Genomic DNA, 24,718 nt, shown 5'->3' on the forward strand with positions numbered 1-24,718 from the left:
CAACCTTGCCAAGGTTGAGGTCGACGGTTCGAACCCGTTTTCCCGCTCCAGATTTTGAACATGCTTTCGGGTGTGTTCGGTTCTGGTGGCGGTTGGCTGCCAGAATGGATGATTCAAGCGGGAATAGCTCAGTTGGTAGAGCGCAACCTTGCCAAGGTTGAGGTCGACGGTTCGAACCCGTTTTCCCGCTCCAGTTTTAGAAACTGCAGCAATGCTGCATGTTTGATAGTGATCTTGGCGCGATAGCAAAGCGGTTATGCCCCGGATTGCAAATCCGGTTAGACCAGTTCGACTCTGGTTCGCGCCTCCAAAAATTCATTGCAGACACAGTGTTCAAAAGGCCCCTCGGGGCCTTTTTCTTTTTCTGCATCACGGATCGTTGTTGGTCCTTGGTGCCATGTCTCCGCAGCGGCCTCGACTTGGCTGGCGCATCTTCTTCTCTTCGGATTCAGTGCCGTGGCAGTGCTTCACGCTCTGTGCATCGAGAGCATGGCTGCATGCCTGTTTTGGTCATTCATCGCTGATTTGGTGAATTTAATTGTTTCCATTTGTTTTAATGAGCAGTCGTCATTGAAATTTGGCATTGCTTATCCATTGAGAAATTGCAAGAAATTGCAAATGGATCGCCATTGCCGGTAGATTGAATTGGGGGGTCGTGGATATGATGCGCGCTTCATTTATCGGGAGGGATTATGAAGATCAAGTTATTGACGGCGATTGTTGCCAGCGGCGTGGTGCTGGCGGGCTGTAAAACCATGGAGTCTGCCGATGTGGGCGGGTTGCTGGATTCGGGCTCCACGGCCATGAAGGCCATGACGCTCACGGATGACGACGTGGTCACGCTGTCCAATGATTCCTGCGCAGCCATGGATGCCCAGAACAAGGTGGCAGATGCAAAGAGCAAGTACACGCTGCGGTTGAACAAGGTGATTGCCGGCATGCCGCAGGCTGTCAATGGGAAGAAGGCTGTCTACAAGGTCTATATGACGCAGGACGTGAATGCCTGGGCCATGGCCAATGGCTGTATCCGTGTCTACAGCGGCCTGATGGATCTGATGAACGATGACGAGCTGCGTGGCGTGATTGGCCATGAAATCGGGCACGTGGCACTGGGTCACAGCAAGAAGCGCATGCAGACGGCCTATGCGGCTTCGGCTGCACGCTCTATTGCGGCCAATAGCGGCAATTCGGCGCTGGCCTCGCTGTCGCGTTCGCAGGCGGGTGATCTGGGTGAGAAGTTCATCAATGCCCAGTTCTCGCAGTCGCAGGAGTCGGCGGCCGATGACTACTCCTTCGATCTGCTCACGGAAAAGAAGATGAGCCGCCAGGGGCTGGTCACATCGTTCCAGAAGCTGGCCAAGCTCAGCGCTGGCAGCGGCGGCAGCTCCATCCTGAGCTCCCATCCGCCGTCCGAACAGCGGGCCAAGCGCATGCAGGATCGCATCGACGGCAAGTAGGCGTCGACGGTGAAACAGCCTGCCAAGGTGCAAGGCAGGCTGCGATCTGCCTTGGTGCAGATTTTTTGCGGGCTTCTTCCGTAGCACCAAAAATCTGCGCTAGAATTCAAGTCTGCTCTGTGAGGCGCACAGCTTTACAGATACGCGGGAATAGCTCAGTTGGTAGAGCGCAACCTTGCCAAGGTTGAGGTCGACGGTTCGAACCCGTTTTCCCGCTCCAATTCAGAAAAAAGGGAAGCGGTAACGCTTCCCTTTTTCGTTGGTGCTGCAGTTGCAGGTGTGAGCAGTTCGCGCTGACCTGTGACGCTGCGGTGCAGGGCCCCGATGGTGAAATTGGTAGACACTGCGGACTTAAAATCCGCCGCTTCCGAACAGGGGCGTGCCGGTTCGATCCCGGCTCGGGGCACCACAACCCAATACGTACTACGCATTGTTGCTATCTATACGGTAGCGGATTGAAGCAGCCAAGGCGCTTGCTGTTCCGCAAATTCAGGCGTCGTGCCGCAACGTGCATCGACGGTCCTGCCCGCTTGCTGCGCTGCAAGGTGTCCATGCGTTGCCAAGTCCTTGCCCGTTGGCATAACGTGCGAGAATCCATTCATCAGGCCCCGGGCTGCTTGCCTGGATGGCGCGGCTCGGGCAGACAGTGATGGCGATGCCTGCATGCGTTCCGTTGACGTTGATCGTGGCACATGGTGCGGCGTGACAGGTGTGGCCAAACTCATCCCAGACGAGAACATGTCGAATTACAACGCTCCATTTGAAATCCACGTGCACGGCCAAGTGCTGCTGCGCCCCGACACGACCTACGAGCAGTTGCAGGAAGCGCTGGGTCCGCTGTGGAAGTATGCGGGGGCCCGTTCCCTGGCCGATGGCGCTGGCAGCGTCTATGAGGAAGAGCCAGGCATCCAGTTCGATACCAAGGAGCGCCTGCTCCAGGTGTGCTGGACCGTGCGTGGTGACGAGGATTTCCGCCAGTCGCTGGACGACATGTGCATGGGCATCAACGAGCTGGCCGAGCAGGGCGCGGCCATCGAGGTGACCTTCTACGACACCGAGTTCGACGAGGAAGAGGAGTCCGAAGAGGCCGAGTCGCGCGACGACTTCGTCATGCTCTTCGTGGGCCCGACGCCCGCGGCCATCATGCAGGTGCAGCGCGACCTGCTGGTGCAGGACGTGGTCAACCTGATGGAGCGCCATTTCGACGGCTCCGAGCTGGGTGGCGTGGTGCAGGAGATCGACAAGCTGTTCTCCCAGCGCTTCGACGCCCTGGTCAGCTCGCTGGAGATCGGCAAGCCGCCGCGCGGCATGGGTGGATCGGGTTCGGGCCACGGCGGCAACCGCCGCCCCCGCCACCTGCATTGAGCGCAAGGCGCTGCCCCGCGCAGCGTACAGCCATGGCGGCGCAGGCCAGCACGCCCAAGTATTCCGGAGCAGTCACCGAGACCGTGCGCCGCCAGCGCGAGCAGCGGCGAGAGGTGGCCGGTGGTGCACTGCCTCTTCCCTACCTGTCCGCCTACCCGGCCGCGCTGCAGTCACAGGTGCGTGGCTGGCTGGCCGATGACAAGGCCGAGGCCTGGCTGCTGCGCAAGCATCCCGAGGCGCATGCCGTGCGCACGGACAAGAGCCTCTATGACTACGTGGATGCCCTCAAGGGCCGGCACATGCGCAATGCCGGCACGCTGAACAAGGTGGCCTACGACGGCCGCATCCATGTGGTCCACAACGCCCTGGGCCTGCACACGCGCCGCACCGTGGTGCAGGGAAGCCGCCTCAATGCCCGGCATGAGATCCGCATCGGCGCACTGTTCAAGCAGGCGCCCGAGGCTTTCCTGCGCATGATCGTCGTCCACGAGCTGGCCCATCTGCGCGAGCCCGACCACGACAAGGCCTTCTACCAGCTGTGCACCCACATGGAGCCCGACTACCACCAGCTGGAGTTCGAGCTGCGGCTGTACCTGAGCTGGATGGACCACTCGGGCCGGCGCCTGTGGCAGGTGCAGCCCTGAGTCAAGCGGCCGTGGGGACGGCGCTGGATTCGCCGACCTGAACGGACGAGCAGCATTGCGGGGGCAGCTCCAGCCAGCGCGAAGCGGCAGACTGCAGGGCCTGCAGCGATCCCGTGGTCATCAACTGGACCTGGCCCTCTGCCGCTGGCAAGGGTCCTGATTCGCTGGCCAGGGTGCCCAGGCGATCCAGCACGCGCCGCGTCTGGCGGGCTACCGGGGCACCTGTGTCGATGAACTGGATGTCCGGCCCCAGCAACGTGCGCAACTGCTCGCGGGCGAATATGTAGTGGGTGCAGCCCAGCACCAGGGAATCCATCTCACCCGTCTTCTGTCCGAAGCTGCCCAGGGCATTCACATACCTGGCGCACAGTTGCGCGACCTCGGTGGCCATGGGGTCGGCGGGAACGGGTTGCTCCGTGCTTTCCTCGATGGCCTTGGCCAGTCCGTCGCAGGGCTGGACGTGGAATTGCACGCGCTGGCCATGGTCGGTCACCAGGCGTGCAAAGCGTGCGCTGCTCACCGTGCCGCGTGTGGCCATCACGCCCACATGGCCGGTCTGGCTCGACAGCGAAGCGGGCTTGATGGCGGGCTCCACGCCGATCAGGGGCAGTTCGGGCATTTCGGCGCGCAGCATGTCCACGGCCGCTGCCGTGGCTGTGTTGCAGGCGATCACCAGCACCTTGATCTGGTGCTGCTCGCACAGATGGCGCGCAATGGTGCGCGTGCGCTGCTGAACGAAGGCATCGCCACGCGCATCGCCATAGGGTGCATTGCCGCTGTCGGCCAGGTAGACGAAGCGCTCATGCGGCAGTTCATGGCGCAGCGCCTGCAGCACGCTGAGGCCGCCGATGCCGCTGTCGAAGACGCCGATGGGAGAGGCCGGGGAGGTCATGTGGAGATCCGGATAAAGGCTTTTGGAGGCGGCGCCCAGTATGCTCCCTCGGGCGCGTTCATGCTGCGGCCATGGCTTGCTGCTGCAGCCATTGGGCCTGTGTCAGGCGGTACAGGCAATGCCTGCGCAGCGCATGGCCTGCCGGCACCTGCGGATGGTCGAAGTCATGGGCGTCGCGCTCCATGCCCAGGCGCTGCATCACCGCTTGCGAACGCAGGTTGGACAGCGCGGTGAACGAGACGATGGACTCCAGATGCAACGCGCCGAAGCCGTGCTCCAGCGCCGCCCGTGCGCCTTCGCTGGCCAGGCCCTGGCCCCAGAAAGGCCGGGCGAGCCGCCAGCCGATTTCCACGCAGGGCGAGAACGGCAAAGACGCGGCGGGAGTATGCAGCCCGATGAAGCCCATGAACTCGCCGCTGGCAAGGTGCTCTGCCGCCCAGAAGCCCCAGCCGCGTTCCTCGATCAGTGCCTGGATCCTGTCTGCCATGGCATCGCTTTGTTCACGGCTGAGCAGTGCCGGAAAGTGCTCCATGACCTGTGGGTCGGCATTCAGCGCGGCAAAGGGCTGCCGGTCGCTGGCCTGCCACTGGCGCAGTATCAGGCGCGGTGTCCGCAGGGTCGCTACAGGGGAATGTGTGGTGGTCATGGTTGTAGAGGGCGCTGCAGCACCAGCAGATACGCGGCTGCATGGCCGTGGAAGGAGTGGGGGATGAAGCCTGCCTCGCCTGCCAGCTTTTCCACGCTGGTGCGGCGCTGGAAATGCGGGTCGAAGACCAGCTCGGCCACGGCCAGCAGGCCGCCGGGGCGCAGGCTCTGGAAGATATCGGCCAGCGCGGCCCGGCGGTCCGGGATCTCTCCCAGCACGGCGGCCATCACGGCGCGGTCGTGCTGCTCGGATGCGAGCTGCCCCTGGCCCAGCGCAGCCGCCTGGGTGCGCACATTCTCCAGCCCCTGGGCGCGCGCCTTGGCAGCCACCTGTTCGAGCATGGCCGGCTGCAGGTCCACGGCCAGCACCTGTCCCTGCGCGCCAACGGCACGTGCCAATGGCAGGGTGACGCGGCCTGGGCCGCAGCCCGCGTCCAGCACCTTCATGCCCGGCTGGATCTGCAGTTGCCCGACGATGAAGGCGGCCTTGTTGCTGGCCGCGAAGGGATTGTCAAGCTCGACCATCCAGCGCAGCCAGGACGGGCAGGGCAGGACATGGCGGCGGGAGGACAGGCGCCAAGCCAGGCTGGTCACGGCCAGCAGGGCGATGAGGGCAAGCACGAGGGGCATTGTTGGGTATCCGGGGCAGGTTTGAAGGGGCGCAGTTTTGCACACATTGATGGTGCCGGTGAAGAGTCTTGCCGGTAGACGCTATATACGAATGCGGACAGAGGGTGTTTCCCCATCCATGCATTGGGCGGCAGATATCTTGTCTCTATCCATGATTTTTTTCGGAGATGCGACTGAAGAATGTGGCGCACACTAAATGATGCAAGAGTTGTGCTGTGCACAAGCACATCGAAAGCCGGGTCAATTGTTCTGCCTATTGCGTGATGATGTACCTGCCATCACATGGTGGTTGTTGGAAATCTGCAAAAGGTGAACAAAATGGCAAAGAAAATTGCAATCCTCGGCGATAGCATCAGTGCTCAGCAAGGCATATATGACGCGCCCTGGCCAGTATTGCTGCAAAGCTCCATGCAATCCGGTGGAGAATCCGTTGAAGTGACGGATCTGAGCAAGAATGGCTATACGTTCAGAAATGCCATGGACCAGCCCACTTATGGATCCATGACTCCCGCACAACGCTGTGTACAGGATAGTCCCGACATGGTGATCGTCGCGTTGGGTATTAACGACTTCTTCCAGCAAAGCGGCGAGAGCGTTGATGTGGTCAAGGCGAATGCCAAGAGGCTATTTGATTTCCTGCGAGCCCAGCTTCCCTCGGTCGTGATTTTATATGCCAGTGAAACTCCCTATGACAGGGTGCACGGCGCGCCGGCATCCTTGTTGAATCGGCATTTTCTGCCTGTATTTTTCAATAACGACAATGCCGGTCTCTTGAACCAGTTGTATTGCGCGGAAAATCTTGCCAATCCTGTGGCCGTCAGCCATCGATCTGCCATGGCGTCCTGGCTGGCACTGGATGAATATATCAAGGGTCTGGCCGTGGTCAACGGGAGTTTCGAGTTGCCCGTGTGGCCGTGCTGCCGCCTTGGCCTGGTAGGAACGGACGGGCTCCATCCTACCAATGTGGGGCACAAGTTTCTGCATTCAGCGGCGCGCAGGGCCATGGAGGATCTGGGTCCCGCCAAAACCCTGTTTCCCAAGCTGAGCACACAGGGTGACAATAGCTGGAATTCCTGGAAAAAGCTCTTCGACGGCGTATTGCACGACAACGGTACAGAATATGTGGCCAAGCAGCCCGTGGCTGCAGATTTGCATGCAATGCAGTACTTTGGTCCATGGATTGCCGAAGTGTCTGACATGTGGTTTTTACCAACCCATGGAACACTCAATACTAGTACGACGAATTACATCCGCGGAAGCGCCCAGGTGTGGAGCGTGACGGGCGCGACACCAAAGGCACCGGTGTATTCCTCTATCAATGATGCACCCTGGGTTTTGCATTCCCGCTCCACGGATTCCCGTGGAAACTATCTGGATGCGGGATCTCTGGACGGCTTGCCGGATGGCAGCTACACCATCCGTTACCGTGTGGCCAATGAGGTGTTTCCGGCCGTGGTCGTCAAAATCAGTGGAGTGGCCGATGCAAAAGCCGATGGCTCCAATGCAACGGGCGCCTGGCCCATAAAGATCGCGGGTCCGGCTGCCATGGTGCGCCAAGGGTTTTATTCGGGCCGCAGCATGCCCAATGGACGGGTTATTCCCGCTTCTGCAAGGTTTCCATTGGATTTGGGTAGCGCTTGGGCCCAAGGTTGGCTGGAATCCGCAACTATTTCTACGGAAGGTCGGGTGTTCAATGGATGCCGCCTGAATCCTTCGGCGGGCTCCAGTTGCTGGATCAGGGTGAACGCACGGGCGACCGTCAGCGCCACCAGTGCAAACAAGCTGATATGGCTGGGCCTGTTTGTGGCCGACGCAGGCGGCACGCTCAAGAACACCATGGTCATCGGCGGCAGCTATTCCTCACCGCGGCCGGCCGAACTTGCCAGTGTTTGCGGTGAGGCCGTCGTGCCGTTGTTGCCCGGCGATCGCGTGGCTCCCTGGATCTATGTGGTGGATGGAGGGTCTTCGGTGTCGGATGGGGGAGATGGGAATTTCTGGGAGTTCAGTGCAAACCTTGTCTACTGAGCAGGGAATGCCTGGAGATTCCCGGCCCCGATGAACGCAAATGAAAAACCGCCCGAAGGCGGTTTTTCTGCGCTTGCCGGAAGCCTCAGGCCGAGGCGATCTCAATGGTCTTGAACTCGCCGGATGCGATGCGCTTTTGCCATTCGGCAGGGCCCGTGATGTGGGCGCTGGTGCCGCCGGCATCCACGGCCACGGTCACGGGCATGTCCACCACGTCGAATTCGTAGATGGCTTCCATGCCCAGGTCCTCGAAGCCCACGACCTTGGCGTTCTTGATGGCCTTGGACACCAGGTAGGCGGCACCGCCCACGGCCATCAGGTAGGCCGACTTGTGGTTCTTGATGGACTCGATGGCCACCGGGCCGCGCTCGGCCTTGCCGATCATGGCGATCAGGCCGGTCTGCTCCAGCATCATGTCGGTGAACTTGTCCATGCGGGTGGCCGTTGTGGGGCCTGCGGGGCCCACGGCTTCATCCTTGACCGGGTCCACCGGGCCGACGTAGTAGATCACGCGGTTGGTGAAGTCCACGGGCAGCTTCTCGCCCTTGGCCAGCATGTCCTGGATGCGCTTGTGGGCGGCATCGCGGCCCGTGAGCATCTTGCCGTTGAGCAGCAGGGTGTCGCCGGGCTTCCAGCTGGCCACTTCTTCCTTGGTCAGGGCGTTGAGGTCCACGCGGCGCGACTTGTTGTAGTCGGGCTCCCAGTCGATCTTGGGCCACAGGTCCAGCGAGGGCGCATCCATGTAGACCGCGCCGGAGCCGTCCATCACGAAGTGCGCGTGGCGCGTGGCCGCGCAGTTGGGGATCATGGCCACGGGCTTGGAGGCCGCATGCGTGGGGTACATCTTGATCTTGATGTCCAGCACGGTGGCCAGGCCGCCCAGGCCTTGCGCGCCGATGCCCAGGGCGTTGACCTTCTCGTACAGCTCCAGGCGCAGTTCCTCGACCTGGTCGAGCTTCTCGCCGCGCGCGGCCTTGGCCTGCAGCTCGTACATGTCCAGGTCTTCCATCAGGCTTTCCTTGGCCAGCAGCACGGCCTTCTCGGCGGTGCCGCCGATGCCGATGCCCAGCATGCCCGGCGGGCACCAGCCCGCGCCCATGGTCGGAACGGTCTTGAGAACCCAGTCCACCAGGTTGTCGCTGGGGTTCATCATGATCATCTTGGACTTGTTTTCCGAGCCGCCGCCCTTGGCGGCCACGGTCACGTCCAGCTTGTCGCCGGGCACGATCTGCACGTTGATGACGGCAGGCGTGTTGTCCTTGGTGTTCTTGCGCGCGAACAGCGGATCGGCCACGACCGAGGCACGCAGCGTGTTCTCGGGGTGGTTGTAGCCGCGGCGTACGCCTTCGTTGATGGCGTCTTCCAGGCCGCCCGTGAAGCCTTCCCAGCGCACGTCCATGCCCACCTTCAGGAACACGTTGACGATGCCGGTGTCCTGGCAGATCGGGCGGTGGCCGGTGGCCGACATCTTGGAGTTGGTCAGGATCTGGGCCATCGCGTCCTTGGCCGCCGGGCTCTGCTCGCGTTCGTAGGCGCGGGCCAGGTGGGCGATGTAGTCGGCGGGGTGGTAGTAGCTGATGTACTGCAGGGCGCCTGCGATCGAATCGATCAGGTCCTGCTGGCGGATCGTGGTGGTCATCGGTGGGGTGTCTTTTTGATCGGGGGAACAGGGGAGGGGAATCCCGGGGGCGATTATCGGCGCTGCAGGGGGAAAAGTGCACGCAATGGGCGCAGTCTTGTACAAGAGTCGAGGGGTTTGCCTGGACAAGCCCGCCTCGGCGACACCTCAGTGGGGGACGGATGCGAGAGGTTCCCATTTACGGAGTTACCATGAGCGGGTTTTTGCCATTGCGGCCCTGCCAGCCAGATATCCCCGAGCCACGTCCTGCGCGGCCCGCCGACCTGCCTCCAGCCAACTGCGCCGCGTTGTTTTCACCAAGGAGTCCATACCAATGACCGCGACCCGCCAGGAAAAAGACACTTTCGGACCCATAGCCGTCCCCGCAGACAAGCTCTGGGGTGCGCAGACGCAGCGTTCGCTGCAGAACTTCGACATCAGCGGAGAGCAGCAGCCGCGCGAAATCATCCACGCGCTGGCCCAGGTCAAGAAGGCCTCGGCCACCGTCAACCACAAGCTGGGCCTGCTGGACGAGAAGAAGACCCAGGCCATCCTGGCCGCCGCCGACGAGGTGATCGCGGGCAAGCACCCGGACGAGTTCCCGCTGGTGGTCTGGCAGACTGGCTCGGGCACGCAGACCAACATGAATGTCAACGAGGTGCTGGCCAACCGCGCCAGCGAAATCCTCGGTGGCGAGCGCGGCGAGTCGCGCCTGGTCCACCCCAATGACGACGTGAACAAGAGCCAGTCGAGCAACGACGTGTTCCCGACGGCCATGCACGTGGCTGCCGTCACGGCCATCGAGCAAAAGCTGCTGCCCGCCATTGCCCTGCTGCGCAATACGCTGCAGGCCAAGAGTGAGGCCTATGCCGACATCGTCAAGATCGGCCGCACCCACCTGCAGGACGCCACGCCGCTGACGCTGGGCCAGGAAATCTCGGGCTGGGTGGCCCAGCTGGCCCATGGCGAAAAGCATGTGCGCGCCGCGCTGCCGCACCTGTACGAGCTGGCGCTGGGCGGCACGGCCGTGGGCACGGGCCTGAATGCGCCCAAGGGCTATGCCGAGGGCGTGGCGGCCGAGCTGTCCCAGCTCACCGGCTACCCGTTCGTGACGGCGCCCAGCAAGTTCGAGGCCCTGGCCTCGTGCGACGGCCTGGTCCACGCCCACGGCGCGCTCAAGACGCTGGCCGCCAGCATGATGAAGATCGCCAACGACGTGCGCTGGCTGGCCTCGGGCCCGCGCAGCGGGCTGGGCGAGATCTCCATCCCCGAGAACGAGCCCGGCTCGTCCATCATGCCCGGCAAGGTCAATCCCACGCAGAGCGAAGCCGTGACCATGCTGGCAGCCCAGGTCTTCGGCAACGACGTGGCCATCAACTTCGGCGGCGCCTCGGGCAACTTCGAGCTGAACGTGTTCCGCCCCATGGTCTCGCACAATTTCCTGCAGAGCGTGCGCCTGCTGGCCGATGGCATGAAGAGCTTCAACGACCACTGCGCCGTGGGCATCGAACCCAACCGCGAGCGCATCACCGAGCTGGTGCAGCGCTCGCTGATGCTGGTGACGGCGCTGAACCCGCACATCGGCTACGACAAGGCGGCCTACATCGCCAAGAAGGCGCACAAGGAAGGCTCCAGCCTGCGTGAGGCCGCCGTGGCTTCCGGCCACCTGACCGGCGAACAGTTCGACGCCTGGGTGATCCCTGCCAAGATGGTCGGCAATCTGTAAGACCTGCTGATGCAATCAAAAAGGGGAGCCGGCCGGCTCCCCTTTTTTTGCTTCATGGCCTGGCTCAGTTGTCCGCCTGCGGGCGGCGCACGGTGCGGAACACGTACTTGAGCGCGTCGCCGATGGTGCTTTCCCAGACCGGCCATTCATGCTTGCCGTTGACGATGCGCAGCTCGGCAGGCTGCTTGTTCCTGCGCAGCTGGGCGTAGAGCTGGGCGGCGTCGGACTCGATCATGAATTCATCGTCGTCGCCCGAGTTGATGTACATGGGCACGCTGATCTTGCGGGCGAGAAAGCTGTCCCACAGCACGGGGTAGTTGTAGCTCTTCCAGACCGTGGTGCTGTACTGGCCGCCGGTATTGGGTTCGGCAAAGACCTTGACCGAGCGTGCCGAGGAATCGGCGGGCGGCTCGGGGTTGTAGATGGCGGGGCTCAGCAGGGCGGCGGCCTGGAATTTCTCGGGGTACTTGAGCACGTAGCGCAGCGCGCCATAGCCGCCCATGGACAGGCCGCCGATCACGCGGCCATCGCGGCTGGTGAGGGTGCGGTACTTCTTCTCGACATGGGGGACGAGGTCCTGGAAGAAGGCCGTCTCCATGGGCTCCTTGAGGTCCACGTACCAGGTCGTTCCCGCGTCGGGCATGACGATGATGGCGGGCGGTATCTCCCCGTTCTGGATCAGCTGGTCCACCGTGCGCAGCAGGTTGCCCTTGACGGGCCAGTCATTGCGCTGGCCGTCATTGCCGTGCAGCAGGTACATGACGGGATAGCGCAGTCTGGACTGGGCGTCGTAGCCCGTGGGCAGGTAGACGTTGTAAGTCCAGCTGCGCTGCAGCGTGGCGCTCTTGAACTCGGCCGCCTCGATGGAGCCGGCCTGGGCGGCTGGGCCGGCCAGCAGCGCGGCGGCCGCCAGCGTGCCGGTGGCGGCCTGGCGTAGAACGATGGAAAAGGAAAGTTGGCGCATGGTTTTTTGTCTCCTGTGGGCCGTGGCGGCTGGCCACGGCTGCGCCAATGTAATCGAGGGCCTGTGCGCCTCGCGCCCGCGTGTGGCCGGACCGTCGCCTGGGGGACTGTGGCCCTCAGCCGGGGCGGCCCTCGCCGGGGCGGCCCTCAGCCGGGCGCCCGCTGCGCGTGGCGCAGCGCGCTGCGAAAGCCCAGTTGCCCCAGCACGCAGGCCACCACCAGGGCCAGCGCCGCCGACAGCGCCGGGTTGCTGCCCAGGCTGGCGCCCAGCGTGCACAGGCCGCCCACGGCCATCTGGGTGCTGCCGTAGACACCGGCGGCCGAGCCCGTGAGGCGCGGATGCACGCTGAGCGCGCTGGCCAGCGCCGCAGGGCTGGTCAGGCCCGAGCCCAGCGCGAACAGCACCATGAGCCCCACCACGATGGCCGGCGTGAGCTGGTTGAGCAGGGCCAGCAACAGCAGCATGGCCGCGCTGGCCAGGCTCAGCAGATTGCCGTTGAGCATCAGCCGCTCCAGGGGCCAGTGGCGTATCAGCTGGCGGGCCAGCGCATTGCCCACGGCCATGCCGCCCATGAGCAGGCCCAGGTAGATGGCCACCTCATGCTTGGTGGAATGCAGCTGCTCGATGAAGACGAAGGGCGCCGCCGCCAGGAAGGCATAGATGGACGTGGTGGCGCAGCCGCCGCCCACGGCAAAGCCCACGAAGGCAGGGGAGCGCAGCAGGCTGCGGTAGTCGTCGCGGATGGTGCCCAGGTGCAGGCGGCCCGTGGGCTGGCCGGTTTCGGGCAGCAGCTTCCAGATGGCGAAGGCCGTCACGCCGCCGACCACGGCCAGCGTGCCGAAGATGGCGCGCCAGCCCAGGGCGTCGTCGATGGCCGAGCCGATGGCCGGCGCGATGCCGGGGCCGATCATCATCATCAGGTTGAGCAGCGCCAGGCTGCCCACGGCGTTCTCGGGCGTGCTTGAATCGCGTGCAATGGCGCGGCCCAGGGCCAGGCCCGCGCAGCCGCCCAGCGCCTGGAGCAGCCGCGCGCCGATCAGCCAGGGGGCGGACGGGGCGAGAAAGGCCGCCAGGCTGGCCAGCGCATAGAGGATGAGCCCTGCCAGCAGCATGGGGCGGCGCCCCAGGCTGTCCGACAGCGGGCCATAGATCAGCTGGCCCACGCCTAGGCCCAGGATGTAGACCGTGATGGTCAGCTGCATCTGGCTGGCACCGGCCTGGAGCTGGCGTGCCGCATCGGGCAGGGCGGGCAGGAACATGTGCATGGCCAGCGTGCCGACGATGGTCACGATCACCAGCAGCCACAGCGGTGCCTTGCGGCTGGCCGCTGCATGGTCCTGGGCGGGTGATAGCGAAGAGTGCTCGGCCGTCATCTCAGGCAGCCTGCTCGTCGGGCAGGTCCGTGTCGGAGGTGGGCTCGGAGGCCATGGCCTCCAGCAGGCGCTGCAGCGTGGCATAGGCCGCATCCAGTTCCTCGGGCGGCACGGCGCCCAGCACCTGGGCACGCGCCTGCTGCAGCAGGCCCTGCACGGCTTCTACCTGGGCATGGCCGGCTGGCGTGAGCTGGATTTTCCTGACGCGGCGGTCGCTGTCGTCCACGCGTTCTATCCAGCCCTGGGCGGCCAGGCCGTCCACCAGCCGCACGACGGAGGAGCTGTCCAGCGCCAGGGAGTGGGCCAGATCCTTCTGGCGCATGGCCTCGGGCGAGCGCGCCAGGTGCATCAGCGGCATCCACAGTGCCTGGGTCAGTCCCATGGGTGCCAGCAGCCGGTCCAGCGTGCGGCGCCACTGTTTGTTCACCTGCCCCAGCGTGAACATGAAATGCCTTTGCACGGCAGCGGGGTCGGCCTGCGTGAGCGGTGAGGAGGCGGAAGGGGACGACATCGGGTGATATTCAAATAGTTGGCATCCCAATTATCTGCATATCAACGATGTCTTTTGCGGGGCCGCCCTGATACATCCGCATGCATCAGGGTCTTGCCCGCGGTGCCGGGGCCGTATGCGGGGCTGTGTGGCGGGGCTGTATGCCGGAGCCGCGTGCCGGCAGTTACATGCCCAGCGACTTGAGCAGTTCGTCGGTGTCGGTGCTGGCGGCCGGCGCGGGCGCTGCGGCCGGGGCGCTGGCGGCGGTCTGGGCCATGAGCGCATCGGGATCGGGGCGCTCCTGGGGCTCGAAGTCCACGACCTTGATGAACTCGGTGCGGTCCATGGCCAGTTCGAGATAGAAGATGTTGTTGTTGCCCGTGTAGAAGGTCACGCGGCGCGCCTCGGGGGAGTCGAGGTTGGCGTCCACGCTGAGGTTGACCTGCTTGTTCAGGCGGATCATCTTGGGCTGGCTCTGGGTGATGTAGGTCTGAAGCTCGCGCTGGACCTTGCTGGTGAAGTCGCCCACCACCTGGTTCATCAGCTCGCCCATGACGTTGCTGACATCGTCCGAGGTATAGGAGGTGGCCAGGTCGTCCTCGCCCATGCCCATGCTCAGCATGTAGCTGCGGTACAGCTCCATGGCGGCGGCGGCCGAGAAGTTGATGATCACCAGGCCCGAGAAGCCGCCGTCCACCAGGACAAAGCAGCCGATGTCGGGCTTGAGGCTGGTCTTGGTGATGCGTTGCACCATGCCCGAATACTGGATCTGGCACTGCGTGGCCACCTGGAGCACGCGCGAGACGGAGTTACAGAGGCTGATCAGCACGTCTTCCGTGCCATGGACGATGGGATGTTGGGGCTGGTTCATGAGGTCAACGGGACAAAATTGTGAGCGATTATGGGTGCAAGTCCGTTGTTGCGACCATTTGTAACTCCGAAGGCGTATTCTGGATGTCGGACCAGGCAGCCCGCCGGGTCCGCACCTTTGATGCAACGGAGGTTGGACGATGAGAGCGCAACAGCATCTGACCCGGGTTCCGCTGGACGCACTGCGTCCCACGCAGATGACCATAGGCGCCGCCGAAGTGCAGACCAAGCGCGCCCAGTGGAGCCGCCTCAAGCGCAAGGAGCGCGAAGGCCTTCTGGCCTCGCACTGGTTTCCGGCCGTGCTGGGGCCGCGTGGCCTGCACTACATCGTTGACCATCACCACCTGGGGCTGGCGCTGACGCAGGAGTCCGTGGAGCAGGTCTGGGTCATGCAGCTGGCCGATTTCAGCGAGGCCGATCCGCTGATGTTCTGGCGCCTGATGGAGTTCCACCAATGGGCCCATCCGTATGACGAGCGCGGCCGCCGATGCGACTGGGCCAAGATGCCCGAGCAGCTGGACCGCCTGCGCGACGACCCCTACCGCAGCCTGGCCGGCGCCGTGCGCAAGGCCGGTGGCTATGCCAAGGACACGGCGCCTTTCGTCGAATTCCTCTGGGCCGATTTTTTCCGCACGCGCTTTGCACCCAAGGACCTGCGCAGTGGCAAGAGCGATGTCGCCTTGCCCGATCAGGCCCTGCACGAGGCCCTGGGCCTGGCGCACGGCGCCGAGGCGCGCTACCTGCCGGGCTGGTCCGGCGTCGTTGCCCCGCAATCCTGATGCGTGCGCCTGGCCTGCCTGCCTTGGCCGATTGGGGCGCCGGCCTGTCCATCGCCGGCCTGCTGCTGCCCGAGGCCGTGGCCTATTCCGGCATCGCCGGCCTGCCGCCGCAGGCCGGGGTGATTGCGCTGTTCGCCGGGCTGCTGGCCTATGGCCTGCTGGGGACCAGCCGCTTCGCCATCGTCTCGGCCACATCCTCCTCTGCCGCCGTGCTGCTGGCGGCCACGGCGCCCATGGCCGGCACCTCGCCGCAGCAGCGCATGCTGCTGGGCGTGGGCATCGTGCTGCTGACGGGCCTGTTCTTCGTGGTGGCGGGGCTGGCGCGGCTGGGCGCCGTGTCCAACTTCATCGCCAAGCCCGTGCTGCGCGGTTTTGCGCTGGGGCTGGCGTTGACCATCGTGGTCAAGCAGATCCCGCATGCCGTCGCCTTCCAGCCCGTGCATGGCGATCTGCCGCGCTTTGTCTGGGAGCTGCTGGCAGGCTGGCGGCACTGGAATGGAGCTGGCCTGGCCATGGCCGTTGCGGCGTTGCTGCTGATGCGTGTGCTGGCCCGCTGGCGTAGCCTGCCTGCGGCCTTGCTGGTGATTGCGGCCGGCATTGCGCTGGATGCGGGCGGCTGGTGCGCGCGCTGGGGCATTGCGGCCGTGGGGCCGATACGGCTGGATTTCTCCAACCCCGGCATTCCCTTGCTGTCGCGCGCCGAATGGCTGCGCCTGGGCGAGCTGGCCTTTGCGATGGCGCTCATCCTCTATGCCGAGTCCTATGGCTCCATCCGCAGCTTTGCGCTGCGCCATGGCGACCGCGTCGATGCCAACCGCGACCTGATGACGCTGGGCGCGGCCAACCTGCTGTCGGGCGTCTTCCATGGCATGCCTGTGGGCGCGGGTTACTCGGCCACCTCGGCCAACGAGGTGGCGGGCGCGCAAAGCCGCGCTGCAGGCCTGGTGGCCTGCGCCGTGGTGGGCCTGGCCGTCTGGCTGCTGCTGCCCTGGATAGAGCGCACGCCGCAGCCGCTGCTGGCCGCCATCGTCATCCACGCCGTGGGCCACACGCTGAACCCTGCCGCGCTGCGCCCTTACTTCGCCTGGCGGCGGGATCGCTTGATCGTGGTGCTGGCCTTCTTTGCCGTGCTGGCGCTGGGCGTGCTCGACGGGTTGCTGCTGGCCATTGCGGCCAGCCTGCTCATGCTGCTGCAAACGCTGTCGCGCTCGCATGTGAGCTGGCTGGGCAGGTTGGGGGACACGCATGACTTTGTCGATGCCGCACGCCACCCCGACGCGGTGGTGCCGGCCGGCCTGCTGATCGCGCGGCCCGAGGCGCCGCTGTTCTTCGGCAATGCCGACCCCGTGTTTGCGGCCATCCGGGAGCGGCTTCAATCCCTGCCTTCGCCCCGCGGCGTGGTGCTGAGCCTGGAAGATTCGGCCGATCTGGATGCCACCAGTGTCGAGGCGCTGTGCGACTTCGCGGCCCAGTTGCGGCAACTGGGCGTGCCGCTGGCCCTGGCCCGCGTCAAGGACCCCGTGCGCGACCTGCTGGCGCGCGTGGGCAATCCGGCGTTGCCGCACGCCAGCTATGCGGGCTGGAGCGTGGACGACGCCGTGCGCCAGTTGCAGATCCCTGCGTGATCCCCGCCCCGGCGCAGCGCCTCAGCCCGCCGCCTGGGTGGACTCGCGCACGATGCAGCGCCCCTGCATGATCACCTTGCGCAGCGGCAGGTCGGGCGCGTGCAGCCGCTCCATGAGCAGGCCGAATGCGGCGCGGCCCATGGCCTCCACCGGCTGCTCGATCACGGTGATGGCGGGGGCCACCAGTTCTGTCCAGCGCTCGTTGTCGAAACCGGCAAGCGCCACATCGCCGGGGATGCGCAGGCCTGCGGCGCGTATCGCGCGCAGGCAGCCTTCCAGCAGCAGGCTGTTGCTGGCCACGAAGGCATCGGGCCGCTGCGGCTGGCGCAGCCATTGCGCGACCTCGGCCTCGGCGGCATCGCTGGTTGGGGGCAACTGGCGCAAGTCGGGCGCCAGGCCCGCATCGCGCATGGCGGCCAGATAGCCGTCGCAGCGCTCGCGCGCCGTGCTGCTGGTGCTGCCAAAGACGCCTGCAATGCGGCGGCGGCCCTGGTCCACCAGATGCCTGACCAGGGTGGCGCAGGCCTGGGCGTTGTCCAGCACCACGCTGTCATGGAAGGCCGGGGCGCCCGCCCGGTCCACCAGGACGACGGGGAACTCCAGCTGCATGCGCTCCAGCTTGTGCAGGCTGGCCTGGGTGGGCGCAAAGATCAGCCCCGCGATGCGCTCTTCCTGCATGAGCTGCAGGTACATGGCTTCGCGCTGCGGGTCTTCGTCGGTGTTGCACAACAGCACGCGCCGGCCCTGGCGATAGGCCTCGGCCTCGACCGCGCGGATCAGGGCCGTGAAAAACGGGTTGCGTATGTCGGCCACCAGCACGCCCATGGGCCCGGCGTCGCGCGCGCGCAGCCGGCGCGCCATCAGATTGGGCCGGTAGCCCGTGGCCTGCACGGCGGCGGCGACCCGCGCCCGGACCTCCTCGCTGACCGAGCCGCCCGCCAGCGCGCGCGATACCGTCGATTTGGAAACGCCGGCCGCACTCGCCACATCGTTGATGCTGATGCTCAATGCAATCGTTCCCGTTGGTTGTGGTGTGCCGCAGAGGATAACTCCAAAGAAATGCCGAGTTATGGCCGGATTATGGCCGGGTTATGTTGCAGTGCAGATTGACTGATGGTTGGGAACGTTCCCACAATCCGCGCCATGATCAATGCCCATTCATCCCTCCCGGCGGTTGCACCCACCGCTCCTGCGGGCCTGCAGATCGCCGTGCGCCTGGACGCCAGGGTGCGCGACAAGGCCGACGCCATTGCCCAGGCGGCCCGGCTGCTCCAGGACCGTGGCTGCGTGGCCCCTGGCTATGCCACCGGCATGCAGGCGCGCGAGGCCCAGGCCGAAACCTTTCTGGGCCACGGCGTGGCCATTCCCCACGGCCGCGCCGAAGACCGGGCCCTGGTGCTGCGCGACGCGGTGGCCGTGCTCCAGGTGCGCGAGGGCCTGGATTGGAATGCCGGCCAGAACGTGCATCTGGTCGTGGCGGTGGCGGCACGCTCCGATGCCCACATCACCTTGCTGCGCCGCCTGGCCGGCCTGCTGCAGACACCCCGGCTGCAGGCGCTGTTCACCACCGGCGATGCGCAGCAGGTCATCGATGTGCTCCAGGGGCAAGCGGACCCGGCGCCGCCTGCCGCCCGCCCGGCGGCAGTGGACCTGGCCGAGGCGCGCGAATGGACCATTGCCTATCCCAACGGCCTGCATGCGCGGCCTGCCACGCGCTGGGCGGAGGCGGCGCGCGGCTTTGCCTCGCGCATCCAGGTGCGCCATGGCGGCGAGGTGGCCGATGCGCGGCAGATGGCCAGCCTGCTGCAGCTGGGACTGCGCGAAGGCGACAAGGTCACCGTCTCGGCAGAGGGCCCCGACGCCAGTGCCGCGGTCCAGCGGCTGTGCGCCGTGGCCCAGGCCCTGGTGGCCCAGGAACGTGCCGATGCCGACGCCGCTGCGCGCAAGGCGGCCGAATCGCCCGCCACGGGCTGGCTGCCGCCGCTGGCGCGGCCTGCCTTTGTGGGCCTGGGCGCCAGCCCGGGGCTGGCCGTGGCCCGCATCCACCAGTGGCGTGTGGAGGCCGCCGAGATCCCCGACCTGCCCGAGCCACTCAGCGTGGGCGGCGCGCGGCTGCATGCGGCGCTGGCCGAGACACAGGGCCAGCTGCGCGCCCTGCATGACGACACTCGCCGCCGCCTGGGCGAAGGCGATGCGGCCATCTTCAGCGCGCAGGCCGAGTGGCTGGGCGACACCGGACTCATCACGCGCGCCTGCCAGTTCATGGTCCAGGGCCACGGCGTGGCCTGGGCCTGGGACCAGGCCGTGGAGGAGGGGGCTGCCCGTCTCCAGGCGCTGGACAACCCCGCGCTGGCCGCGCGTGCCGCAGATCTGCGCGACGTGGGCCGGCGTGTGCTGGTGCAACTGCAGCCCTCGCTGGCAGCGGCGGGACCGGAGGGCCTGCCGGAAGGCGGCTGCATCCTGGTCGCGGCCGATCTTTCGCCCTCGGAAACCGCCCGGCTGGACACGGCGCGCGTGTGCGCGCTGGTCACGGCGCAGGGCAGCCCCACCTCGCACACGGCCATACTCGCGCGCACGCTGGGGCTGCCGGCCGCCGTGGCGGCAGGCGGCGGCGTGCTGGGCATGGCCGATGGGGCCCTGGCCATCGTCGATGGCGCCAATGGCCGCATCTACCTTGATCCCTCGGAGCAGGACCTGGCTTCGGCGCGTGCCCACATGGCCGAGCAGCGGGCACTGCAGGAACGCGTGTCCGCGCAGCGCAGCCTGCCTGCCATCACCACCGATGGCGTGCGCATCGAAGTCTGCGCCAACGTCAACCTGCCCGAGCAGGTGCCCCTGGCCCTGTCCCAGGGCGCCGAGGGCGTGGGCCTGATGCGCACGGAATTCCTGTTCCTGGAGCGCGGCAGCACGCCCGGCGAGGACGAGCAGTACGAAACCTACCGCGCCATGGCGCAGGCGCTGGAGGGCAGGCGGCTGATCGTTCGCGCGCTGGACATCGGCGGCGACAAGCAGGTCGCCCACCTGGAGCTGCCGCGCGAGGACAACCCCTTCCTGGGCGTGCGCGGCGCGCGGCTGCTGCTGCGCCGCCCCGACCTGCTGGAGCCCCAGATGCGCGCCCTGTACCGGGCGGCCCGCGATGGCGCAAGGCTGTCCGTGATGTTTCCCATGGTCACCAGCGTGCAGGAGCTGCTGGCGCTGCGGGCGGCCTGCGAACGGCTGCGTGCCGAACTGGACGCCCCTGTCCTGCCGCTGGGCATCATGATCGAGGTGCCCGCCGCCGCCGTGCAGGCCGACGCACTGGCCCGCCATGCCGATTTCTTCTCCATAGGCACGAACGACCTGACCCAGTACGTGCTGGCCATCGACCGCCAGAACCCGCAACTGGCGGCCGAGGCGGACAGCCTGCATCCGGCCGTGCTGCGGATGGTGCGCGCCACCGTGCAGGGCGCTGCCACCCGCGCGCGCCCCGTGGGCGTCTGCGGCGGACTGGCCGGCGACCCGTTCGGTGCGCTGCTGCTGGCCGGGCTGGGGGTGGGCGAGCTGTCCATGACGCCCAACGACATCGCCGGTGTCAAGGCTAGCTTGCGTGCGGCCAGCCTGCGGCAGTTGCAGGCGCTGGCAGACAGGGCGCTCGGCTGCGAGGATGCCGCGCAGGTGCGGGCACTGGCCAAGGAGGTGACGGCATGAACGCCCCGCAAGCCATCACCGTGACCCTGAACCCGGCCATAGACCAGCTTGTGACCCTGGATGCGCTGCTGCCCGGCCAGGTGCAGCGCGCATTGGGCAGCGTGCAGGCGCCGGGCGGCAAGGGCATCAATGTCGCCGCCGCCTTGGCGGGCCTGGGCGTTTCCACGGCCGCGCTGGGCGTGCTGGGCAGTGACAACGCCGGCATGTTCGAGGCCTTGTTCGCCCAGCGCGGCATTGCCGACGCCTGCCTGCGCGTGCCGGGCCAGACGCGCACCAACATCAAGCTGGTGGCCGATGGCGGACGCCAGACCACGGACATCAACCTGCCGGGCCTGGTGTTGGCTGAAGCGCATCTGGACGCCGTCATGGCCGCGCTGGCCCGGTATCTGCGGCCCGGCCTGGCCGTGGTGCTGTCGGGCAGCCTGCCGGCCGGCCTGACTGCGGACAGCTGGGTCCGGCTCCAGGCCCAGGCCGTGGCGGCCGGTGCCGACGTGCTGCTGGACACCAGCGAGGCCCCCCTGGCCGCCGCCCTGGCGACGGCCCCCCACGCGGCCATGCCCTGGGCCATCAAGCCCAACCGGGAGGAGTTGCAGGCCGCCACAGGCCAGCGCCTGGATGGCCGCGATGTGCTGCTGGCCGCCGCGCGCAGTCTGCTGGACAGAGGGCTGGGGCTGGCCGTGGTGTCCATGGGCGAGGAGGGCGCGCTGTTCGCCAGCGCGCAAGGCGCGGTGATTGCGCGGCCGCCGCAGCGCGCGCGCGGCAGCTCCGTGGGCGCGGGCGATGCCATGGTCGCGGGCATGGTGGCCGCGCGGCTGCGCGGACTGGATCTGGCGGACACCGCACGCCTGTCCACGGCCAGCGCGCTGGCCTGGCTGCAGGCCGCGCCCGCGCGCGAAGTCGATGCCAACCGCGTCCAGGCCCTGGCCGCCAGCGTGCTGCTGGAGCCATGCCAGTGGCCGTGATCCCCCATTCTTCAGGAGCTCTCATGAACCCTCTTTTTGTGGTGATCGCAGCCGCCGGGCACGACGCCGAAGCACTGCTGGCCGCCGAAGCCCTGCGCCATGCGGCCGGACAGCGTCCCTTGGCCGTGGAAGTGCGCGCCAGCGGCGGTGTGATCGGGCTGCATGCGGCCGATGCCGCCGCGCAGGCCGGGCAATTGCTGATCGTGGGGGATGCCGGCACCGATGCCGACGCTGACACCGACGCCGATACCTCCCGATTCGTGCAGGCCGCCGTCGAGCGCTGCAGCCTGCGCGAGGCGCTCGACGATCCGGCCGGCGTGCTTGCACGCTGCGCTGCCGCCAGTCCCGCAGCACAGCGCACGGGCGAGAGTCTGGGCAAGCGCGCGGGCAAGCGGATCGTGGCCGTCACCTCCTGCCCCACGGGCATCGCCCACACCTTCATGGCGGCAGAGGGGATGCAGCGCGGCGCGGCGGCGCTGGGCCACGCCATGCGCGTGGAGACACAAGGCTCGGTGGGCGCGCTCGATGCGCTGACGCCGCAGGAGATTGCCGAGGCCGACCTGGTCATCATCGCCGCCGACCGCGAGGTCGATCTTTCGCGCTTCGCGGGCAAGCCGCTGCTGCGCAGCGGCACCAAGCCGGCCATACGCGACGGCTCGGGGCTGATCGCCAAGGCGCTGGCCGAAGCCACCGTGCATGGTGCCGCCGTAGGCGCTGCTGCAGGCGGCGCCGCGCCCACGCCGGCCCGGACCCAGGGCGGTGCCTATCGCCACCTGATGACCGGCGTGTCCTTCATGCTGCCCTTCGTCACGGCGGGCGGCATTCTGATCGCCATGGCCTTTGCGCTGGGCGGCATCTATGTCCATGACGATGCCCACCAGGGCACGCTGGGCTGGACGCTGTTCCAGATCGGCGCCAAGGGCGGCTTTGCGCTGATGGTGCCGGCGCTGGCCGGCTATATCGCCTATTCCATTGCCGACCGGCCCGGCATTGCGCCGGGCATGATCGGCGGCATGATCGCGTCCAGCATGGGGGCGGGCTTCATCGGCGGCATCGCGGCCGGCTTCATCGCAGGCTACGGCGTGGCCTTCATGGCGGCGCACATCCGGCTGCCGCAGGCGCTCAAGGGCCTGCTGCCCATGCTGATCCTGCCTGTGCTGGGCAGCCTGTTCACGGGGCTGCTGATGTTCTATCTGGTCGGTGCGCCCGTGGCCGAGCTGCTGCAGTGGCTGAGCGCCTGGCTGCGCGGCATGCAGGGTGCCAGTGCCTTGCTGCTGGGCCTGTTGCTGGGCGCGATGATGGCCGTTGACATGGGCGGGCCGGTGAACAAGGCCGCCTATGCGTTTTCCACGGGAATGATCGCGAGCCAGGTCTACACGCCCATGGCTGCAGCCATGATCGCCGGCATGACGCCGCCGCTGGGGCTGGCCCTGGCCACGCGCCTGTTTGCCGACCGCTTCACGCGCGAGGAGCGCGGCAGCGCCGCCTCGGCCGGCGTGCTGGGCCTGGCCTTTGTCACCGAGGGGGCCATTCCCTACGCGGCGCGCGATCCGCTGCGCACGATTCCGGCCCTGGTGCTGGGCTCGGCCGTGGCCGGCGCCGTGTCCATGCTGGCGGGTGTGGAGCTGAAGGTGCCGCATGGCGGCATCTTCGTCGCGCCCATTCCCAACGCCGTGACCCACGTGGCCATGTATGCGGTGGCGCTGGTGGCGGGCGTGGTGGTCACGGCCATCGCCCTGCGCATGTTCAAAAGGCCCGCCGAAGCGGGCCTTTGAAGAGGGCCTTTGAAGCAGGAAGCGGGGGGAACGCCTGTAGCGGCTCCCCCCGCAGCGTTCAGCGGGCTGCGGCGCGGGCCTGTTCCAGCCAGCCGTCGAAGGTCTTCTGGTGGGCCTTGATCCAGCCGTCCACATGGCGGTTGATGTCCGAGGGCTTGTTCTGGCCCTGGCTCATCATGTGGTTCTGCGCGCTGATGTCGCCCACGGGCAGCTGCATCAGCTCGAACAGCTTGCCGGCGTCGGGATGCTTGTCGGTGAAGGCCTTGTTGGCCACGATCTGCTGCTTGTTCACCACGAAGCCGTAGTTCTTGCCGTTGGGCAGCTTGGTATCGAACTTGGCCTGCTCGCCGGGCAGCGAGGAGAAGGGCACCTCCAGCCACACCACGTCCTTGCCGGGCTTGAGCACGTTGCTCACCCAGTAGGGCGTCCAGGTGTAGTAGAGGATGGGCTTGCCGGCCTTGTAGCGCGAGATGGTGTCGGCGATCAGCGCCGAGTACGTGCCCTGCTTGTGGGTCACGGTGTCGCGCAGCTTGTAGGCCGTCAGATGGTGCTCGATCACGGCCTCGCAGCCCCAGCCCGGCGTGCAGCCGGTGAGGTCGGCCTTGCCGTCGCCGTCCGAGTCGAACAGCTTGGCGATCTTGGGGTCCTTCAACTGGCCGATATTGGTGATCTTGTATTCGTCGGCCGTCTTCTTGTCGATCAGATAGCCCTGGGCGGCGTTGTCCGAGTACACGCCCTTGCGGAACAGCTTGGCGTCGCCGCCCGCGTTCTTGTAGTAGTCGGCGTGCAGCGGGTTCCAGTGCGTGGCCAGGAAGGTGGCATCGCCATTGGCAATCGCCACGTGGGCCGTGGGGTACTCGACTTCCTGGAAGGGCTGCACGTCGTAGCCCAGCTTCTCCAGGGCCTTCATGACGATCAGGGTCTGGAAGCTTTCTTCGGCGATGGAGCTCTTGAGCGGCGACACCTTCACACCCTTGCCGGGCTGGTCGCTGGCGGCTGATGCGCCTGCGCAGGCCAGTGCGATGCCGGCAGCCATCGTGGCGGTGCGCAGCCAGTGGCTGGCAGCGGCAGTTGGCAGTCGATTGTGGTTCAGGGCTTGGTTCATCCTCGGGTTCCTCCGTTGTGTGATGAAAGGGGAGTGGGGGGGGGGGGGGGGGGGGGGGGGGGGGGGGGGGGGGGGGGGGGGGGGGG

At 66.4% G+C, this 24,718-nt stretch carries 20 protein-coding genes and 4 tRNA genes; 14 read left to right on the forward strand and 10 right to left on the reverse strand.

Going from position 1 to position 24,718, the window contains the following annotated elements:
* The first annotated feature begins 117 nt into the window (after positions 1-117).
* The 7 genes from IAE24_RS28320 (at position 118) to IAE24_RS28350 (ending at position 3,466) form a co-directional block, all read left to right on the forward strand.
* Positions 118-193 (forward strand) — tRNA-Gly (locus IAE24_RS28320).
* Between the two features lie 43 nt (positions 194-236).
* A tRNA-Cys gene (locus IAE24_RS28325) sits at positions 237-310 on the forward strand.
* 382 nt (positions 311-692) lie between these two features.
* Entirely contained in the window at positions 693-1,457 is a 765-nt protein-coding gene (locus IAE24_RS28330; protein WP_043824220.1) for a M48 family metalloprotease, read from the forward strand.
* A 144-nt stretch (positions 1,458-1,601) separates the two neighbouring features.
* Positions 1,602-1,677, forward strand: a tRNA-Gly gene (locus tag IAE24_RS28335).
* A gap of 98 nt (positions 1,678-1,775) precedes the next feature.
* Positions 1,776-1,866, forward strand: a tRNA-Leu gene (locus IAE24_RS28340).
* 329 nt (positions 1,867-2,195) lie between these two features.
* Positions 2,196-2,822 (forward strand): DUF6806 family protein, encoded by a 627-nt coding sequence (locus IAE24_RS28345; RefSeq protein ID WP_013803265.1) that lies wholly within the window; start codon positions 2,196-2,198, stop codon positions 2,820-2,822.
* Positions 2,823-2,854: 32 nt separating this feature from the next.
* Positions 2,855-3,466, forward strand: coding sequence for a M48 metallopeptidase family protein (locus IAE24_RS28350; RefSeq protein ID WP_199962419.1), 612 nt, complete (start codon positions 2,855-2,857; stop codon positions 3,464-3,466).
* A gap of 1 nt (position 3,467) precedes the next feature.
* Here IAE24_RS28350 and murI read toward each other — a convergent pair whose 3' ends face one another.
* Genes murI through IAE24_RS28365 form a run of 3 tightly spaced genes read right to left on the reverse strand, consistent with a single transcriptional unit; the run spans position 3,468 to position 5,633 of the window.
* Positions 3,468-4,358 carry a glutamate racemase gene (gene murI / locus IAE24_RS28355; protein WP_199962418.1) on the reverse strand — a complete coding sequence of 297 codons (891 nt, stop codon included), beginning with the start codon at positions 4,356-4,358 and terminating at the stop codon, positions 3,468-3,470.
* A 58-nt stretch (positions 4,359-4,416) separates the two neighbouring features.
* Positions 4,417-5,004: a GNAT family N-acetyltransferase gene (locus tag IAE24_RS28360; protein WP_199962417.1), complete on the reverse strand. Its 588-nt coding sequence runs from the start codon at positions 5,002-5,004 to the stop codon at positions 4,417-4,419.
* Positions 5,001-5,633 (reverse strand): class I SAM-dependent methyltransferase, encoded by a 633-nt coding sequence (locus IAE24_RS28365; protein ID WP_199962416.1) that lies wholly within the window; start codon positions 5,631-5,633, stop codon positions 5,001-5,003. Before IAE24_RS28365 ends, IAE24_RS28360 begins: the two co-directional genes overlap by 4 nt.
* Before the next feature lie 318 nt (positions 5,634-5,951).
* Here IAE24_RS28365 and IAE24_RS28370 point away from each other — a divergent pair, with 318 nt between their 5' ends.
* Positions 5,952-7,658 (forward strand): SGNH/GDSL hydrolase family protein, encoded by a 1,707-nt coding sequence (locus tag IAE24_RS28370; RefSeq protein WP_200049283.1) that lies wholly within the window; start codon positions 5,952-5,954, stop codon positions 7,656-7,658.
* 85 nt (positions 7,659-7,743) lie between these two features.
* On the opposite strand, the gene IAE24_RS28375 is transcribed toward IAE24_RS28370, so the two are convergent.
* Positions 7,744-9,297: a fumarate hydratase gene (locus IAE24_RS28375; protein WP_034391754.1), complete on the reverse strand. Its 1,554-nt coding sequence runs from the start codon at positions 9,295-9,297 to the stop codon at positions 7,744-7,746.
* 313 nt (positions 9,298-9,610) lie between these two features.
* Between IAE24_RS28375 and fumC the strand changes: the two genes are divergently transcribed.
* A complete protein-coding gene (fumC, locus tag IAE24_RS28380; protein WP_013803259.1) occupies positions 9,611-11,002 on the forward strand; it encodes a class II fumarate hydratase in 1,392 nt (463 codons plus the stop codon).
* 64 nt (positions 11,003-11,066) lie between these two features.
* Here the strand turns inward: fumC and IAE24_RS28385 are convergent, their stop codons facing one another.
* The 4 genes from IAE24_RS28385 to IAE24_RS28400 form a co-directional block, all read right to left on the reverse strand.
* The gene (locus IAE24_RS28385; RefSeq protein ID WP_199962414.1) at positions 11,067-11,966 is read right to left on the reverse strand and encodes an alpha/beta hydrolase; all 900 of its coding nucleotides are present in this window, start codon (positions 11,964-11,966) and stop codon (positions 11,067-11,069) included.
* Between the two features lie 146 nt (positions 11,967-12,112).
* Positions 12,113-13,339, reverse strand: coding sequence for a multidrug effflux MFS transporter (locus IAE24_RS28390; protein WP_199962413.1), 1,227 nt, complete (start codon positions 13,337-13,339; stop codon positions 12,113-12,115).
* Between the two features lies 1 nt (position 13,340).
* Entirely contained in the window at positions 13,341-13,850 is a 510-nt protein-coding gene (locus IAE24_RS28395) for a MarR family winged helix-turn-helix transcriptional regulator (protein ID WP_199962412.1), read from the reverse strand.
* A 163-nt stretch (positions 13,851-14,013) separates the two neighbouring features.
* On the reverse strand, positions 14,014-14,700 hold the full coding sequence (locus IAE24_RS28400) for a DUF3334 family protein (RefSeq protein ID WP_012204543.1): 687 nt from the start codon (positions 14,698-14,700) through the stop codon (positions 14,014-14,016).
* A gap of 139 nt (positions 14,701-14,839) precedes the next feature.
* Between IAE24_RS28400 and IAE24_RS28405 the strand changes: the two genes are divergently transcribed.
* Both IAE24_RS28405 and IAE24_RS28410 read left to right on the forward strand, forming a co-directional pair.
* Positions 14,840-15,478 carry a ParB-like protein gene (locus IAE24_RS28405; RefSeq protein ID WP_198819224.1) on the forward strand — a complete coding sequence of 213 codons (639 nt, stop codon included), beginning with the start codon at positions 14,840-14,842 and terminating at the stop codon, positions 15,476-15,478.
* Positions 15,478-17,103, forward strand: coding sequence for a SulP family inorganic anion transporter (locus IAE24_RS28410; RefSeq protein ID WP_199962411.1), 1,626 nt, complete (start codon positions 15,478-15,480; stop codon positions 17,101-17,103). Before IAE24_RS28405 ends, IAE24_RS28410 begins: the two co-directional genes overlap by 1 nt.
* 21 nt (positions 17,104-17,124) lie before the next feature.
* Here IAE24_RS28410 and IAE24_RS28415 read toward each other — a convergent pair whose 3' ends face one another.
* Entirely contained in the window at positions 17,125-18,111 is a 987-nt protein-coding gene (locus tag IAE24_RS28415) for a LacI family DNA-binding transcriptional regulator (RefSeq protein WP_199962410.1), read from the reverse strand.
* 135 nt (positions 18,112-18,246) lie between these two features.
* Here IAE24_RS28415 and ptsP point away from each other — a divergent pair, with 135 nt between their 5' ends.
* Genes ptsP through IAE24_RS28430 form a run of 3 tightly spaced genes read left to right on the forward strand, consistent with a single transcriptional unit; the run spans position 18,247 to position 23,527 of the window.
* Entirely contained in the window at positions 18,247-20,790 is a 2,544-nt protein-coding gene (ptsP, locus tag IAE24_RS28420) for a phosphoenolpyruvate--protein phosphotransferase (protein ID WP_199962409.1), read from the forward strand.
* A complete protein-coding gene (locus IAE24_RS28425; RefSeq protein WP_199962408.1) occupies positions 20,787-21,752 on the forward strand; it encodes a 1-phosphofructokinase family hexose kinase in 966 nt (321 codons plus the stop codon). Before ptsP ends, IAE24_RS28425 begins: the two co-directional genes overlap by 4 nt.
* Positions 21,753-21,775: 23 nt before the next feature.
* The gene (locus IAE24_RS28430) at positions 21,776-23,527 is read left to right on the forward strand and encodes a PTS fructose transporter subunit IIC (protein WP_199962407.1); all 1,752 of its coding nucleotides are present in this window, start codon (positions 21,776-21,778) and stop codon (positions 23,525-23,527) included.
* A 58-nt stretch (positions 23,528-23,585) separates the two neighbouring features.
* Here IAE24_RS28430 and proX read toward each other — a convergent pair whose 3' ends face one another.
* The gene (proX, locus tag IAE24_RS28435; RefSeq protein WP_012204550.1) at positions 23,586-24,632 is read right to left on the reverse strand and encodes a glycine betaine/L-proline ABC transporter substrate-binding protein ProX; all 1,047 of its coding nucleotides are present in this window, start codon (positions 24,630-24,632) and stop codon (positions 23,586-23,588) included.
* Positions 24,633-24,718: the final 86 nt, after the last annotated feature.

It is taken from the genome of Delftia sp. S65, from assembly GCF_016516495.1.
Lineage (GTDB): Bacteria > Pseudomonadota > Gammaproteobacteria > Burkholderiales > Burkholderiaceae_C > Comamonas > Comamonas acidovorans.

Coding starts and splice junctions, on each gene's coding strand:
- IAE24_RS28330 (WP_043824220.1), top strand. CDS start 693: ATGAAGATCAAGTTATTGACGGCGATTGTTGCCAGCGGCGTGGTGCTG.
- IAE24_RS28345 (WP_013803265.1), top strand. CDS start 2,196: ATGTCGAATTACAACGCTCCATTTGAAATCCACGTGCACGGCCAAGTG.
- IAE24_RS28350 (WP_199962419.1), top strand. CDS start 2,855: ATGGCGGCGCAGGCCAGCACGCCCAAGTATTCCGGAGCAGTCACCGAG.
- murI (WP_199962418.1), bottom strand. CDS start 4,358: ATGACCTCCCCGGCCTCTCCCATCGGCGTCTTCGACAGCGGCATCGGC.
- IAE24_RS28360 (WP_199962417.1), bottom strand. CDS start 5,004: ATGACCACCACACATTCCCCTGTAGCGACCCTGCGGACACCGCGCCTG.
- IAE24_RS28365 (WP_199962416.1), bottom strand. CDS start 5,633: ATGCCCCTCGTGCTTGCCCTCATCGCCCTGCTGGCCGTGACCAGCCTG.
- IAE24_RS28370 (WP_200049283.1), top strand. CDS start 5,952: ATGGCAAAGAAAATTGCAATCCTCGGCGATAGCATCAGTGCTCAGCAA.
- IAE24_RS28375 (WP_034391754.1), bottom strand. CDS start 9,297: ATGACCACCACGATCCGCCAGCAGGACCTGATCGATTCGATCGCAGGC.
- fumC (WP_013803259.1), top strand. CDS start 9,611: ATGACCGCGACCCGCCAGGAAAAAGACACTTTCGGACCCATAGCCGTC.
- IAE24_RS28385 (WP_199962414.1), bottom strand. CDS start 11,966: ATGCGCCAACTTTCCTTTTCCATCGTTCTACGCCAGGCCGCCACCGGC.
- IAE24_RS28390 (WP_199962413.1), bottom strand. CDS start 13,339: ATGACGGCCGAGCACTCTTCGCTATCACCCGCCCAGGACCATGCAGCG.
- IAE24_RS28395 (WP_199962412.1), bottom strand. CDS start 13,850: ATGTCGTCCCCTTCCGCCTCCTCACCGCTCACGCAGGCCGACCCCGCT.
- IAE24_RS28400 (WP_012204543.1), bottom strand. CDS start 14,700: ATGAACCAGCCCCAACATCCCATCGTCCATGGCACGGAAGACGTGCTG.
- IAE24_RS28405 (WP_198819224.1), top strand. CDS start 14,840: ATGAGAGCGCAACAGCATCTGACCCGGGTTCCGCTGGACGCACTGCGT.
- IAE24_RS28410 (WP_199962411.1), top strand. CDS start 15,478: ATGCGTGCGCCTGGCCTGCCTGCCTTGGCCGATTGGGGCGCCGGCCTG.
- ptsP (WP_199962409.1), top strand. CDS start 18,247: ATGATCAATGCCCATTCATCCCTCCCGGCGGTTGCACCCACCGCTCCT.
- IAE24_RS28425 (WP_199962408.1), top strand. CDS start 20,787: ATGAACGCCCCGCAAGCCATCACCGTGACCCTGAACCCGGCCATAGAC.
- IAE24_RS28430 (WP_199962407.1), top strand. CDS start 21,776: ATGAACCCTCTTTTTGTGGTGATCGCAGCCGCCGGGCACGACGCCGAA.
- proX (WP_012204550.1), bottom strand. CDS start 24,632: ATGAACCAAGCCCTGAACCACAATCGACTGCCAACTGCCGCTGCCAGC.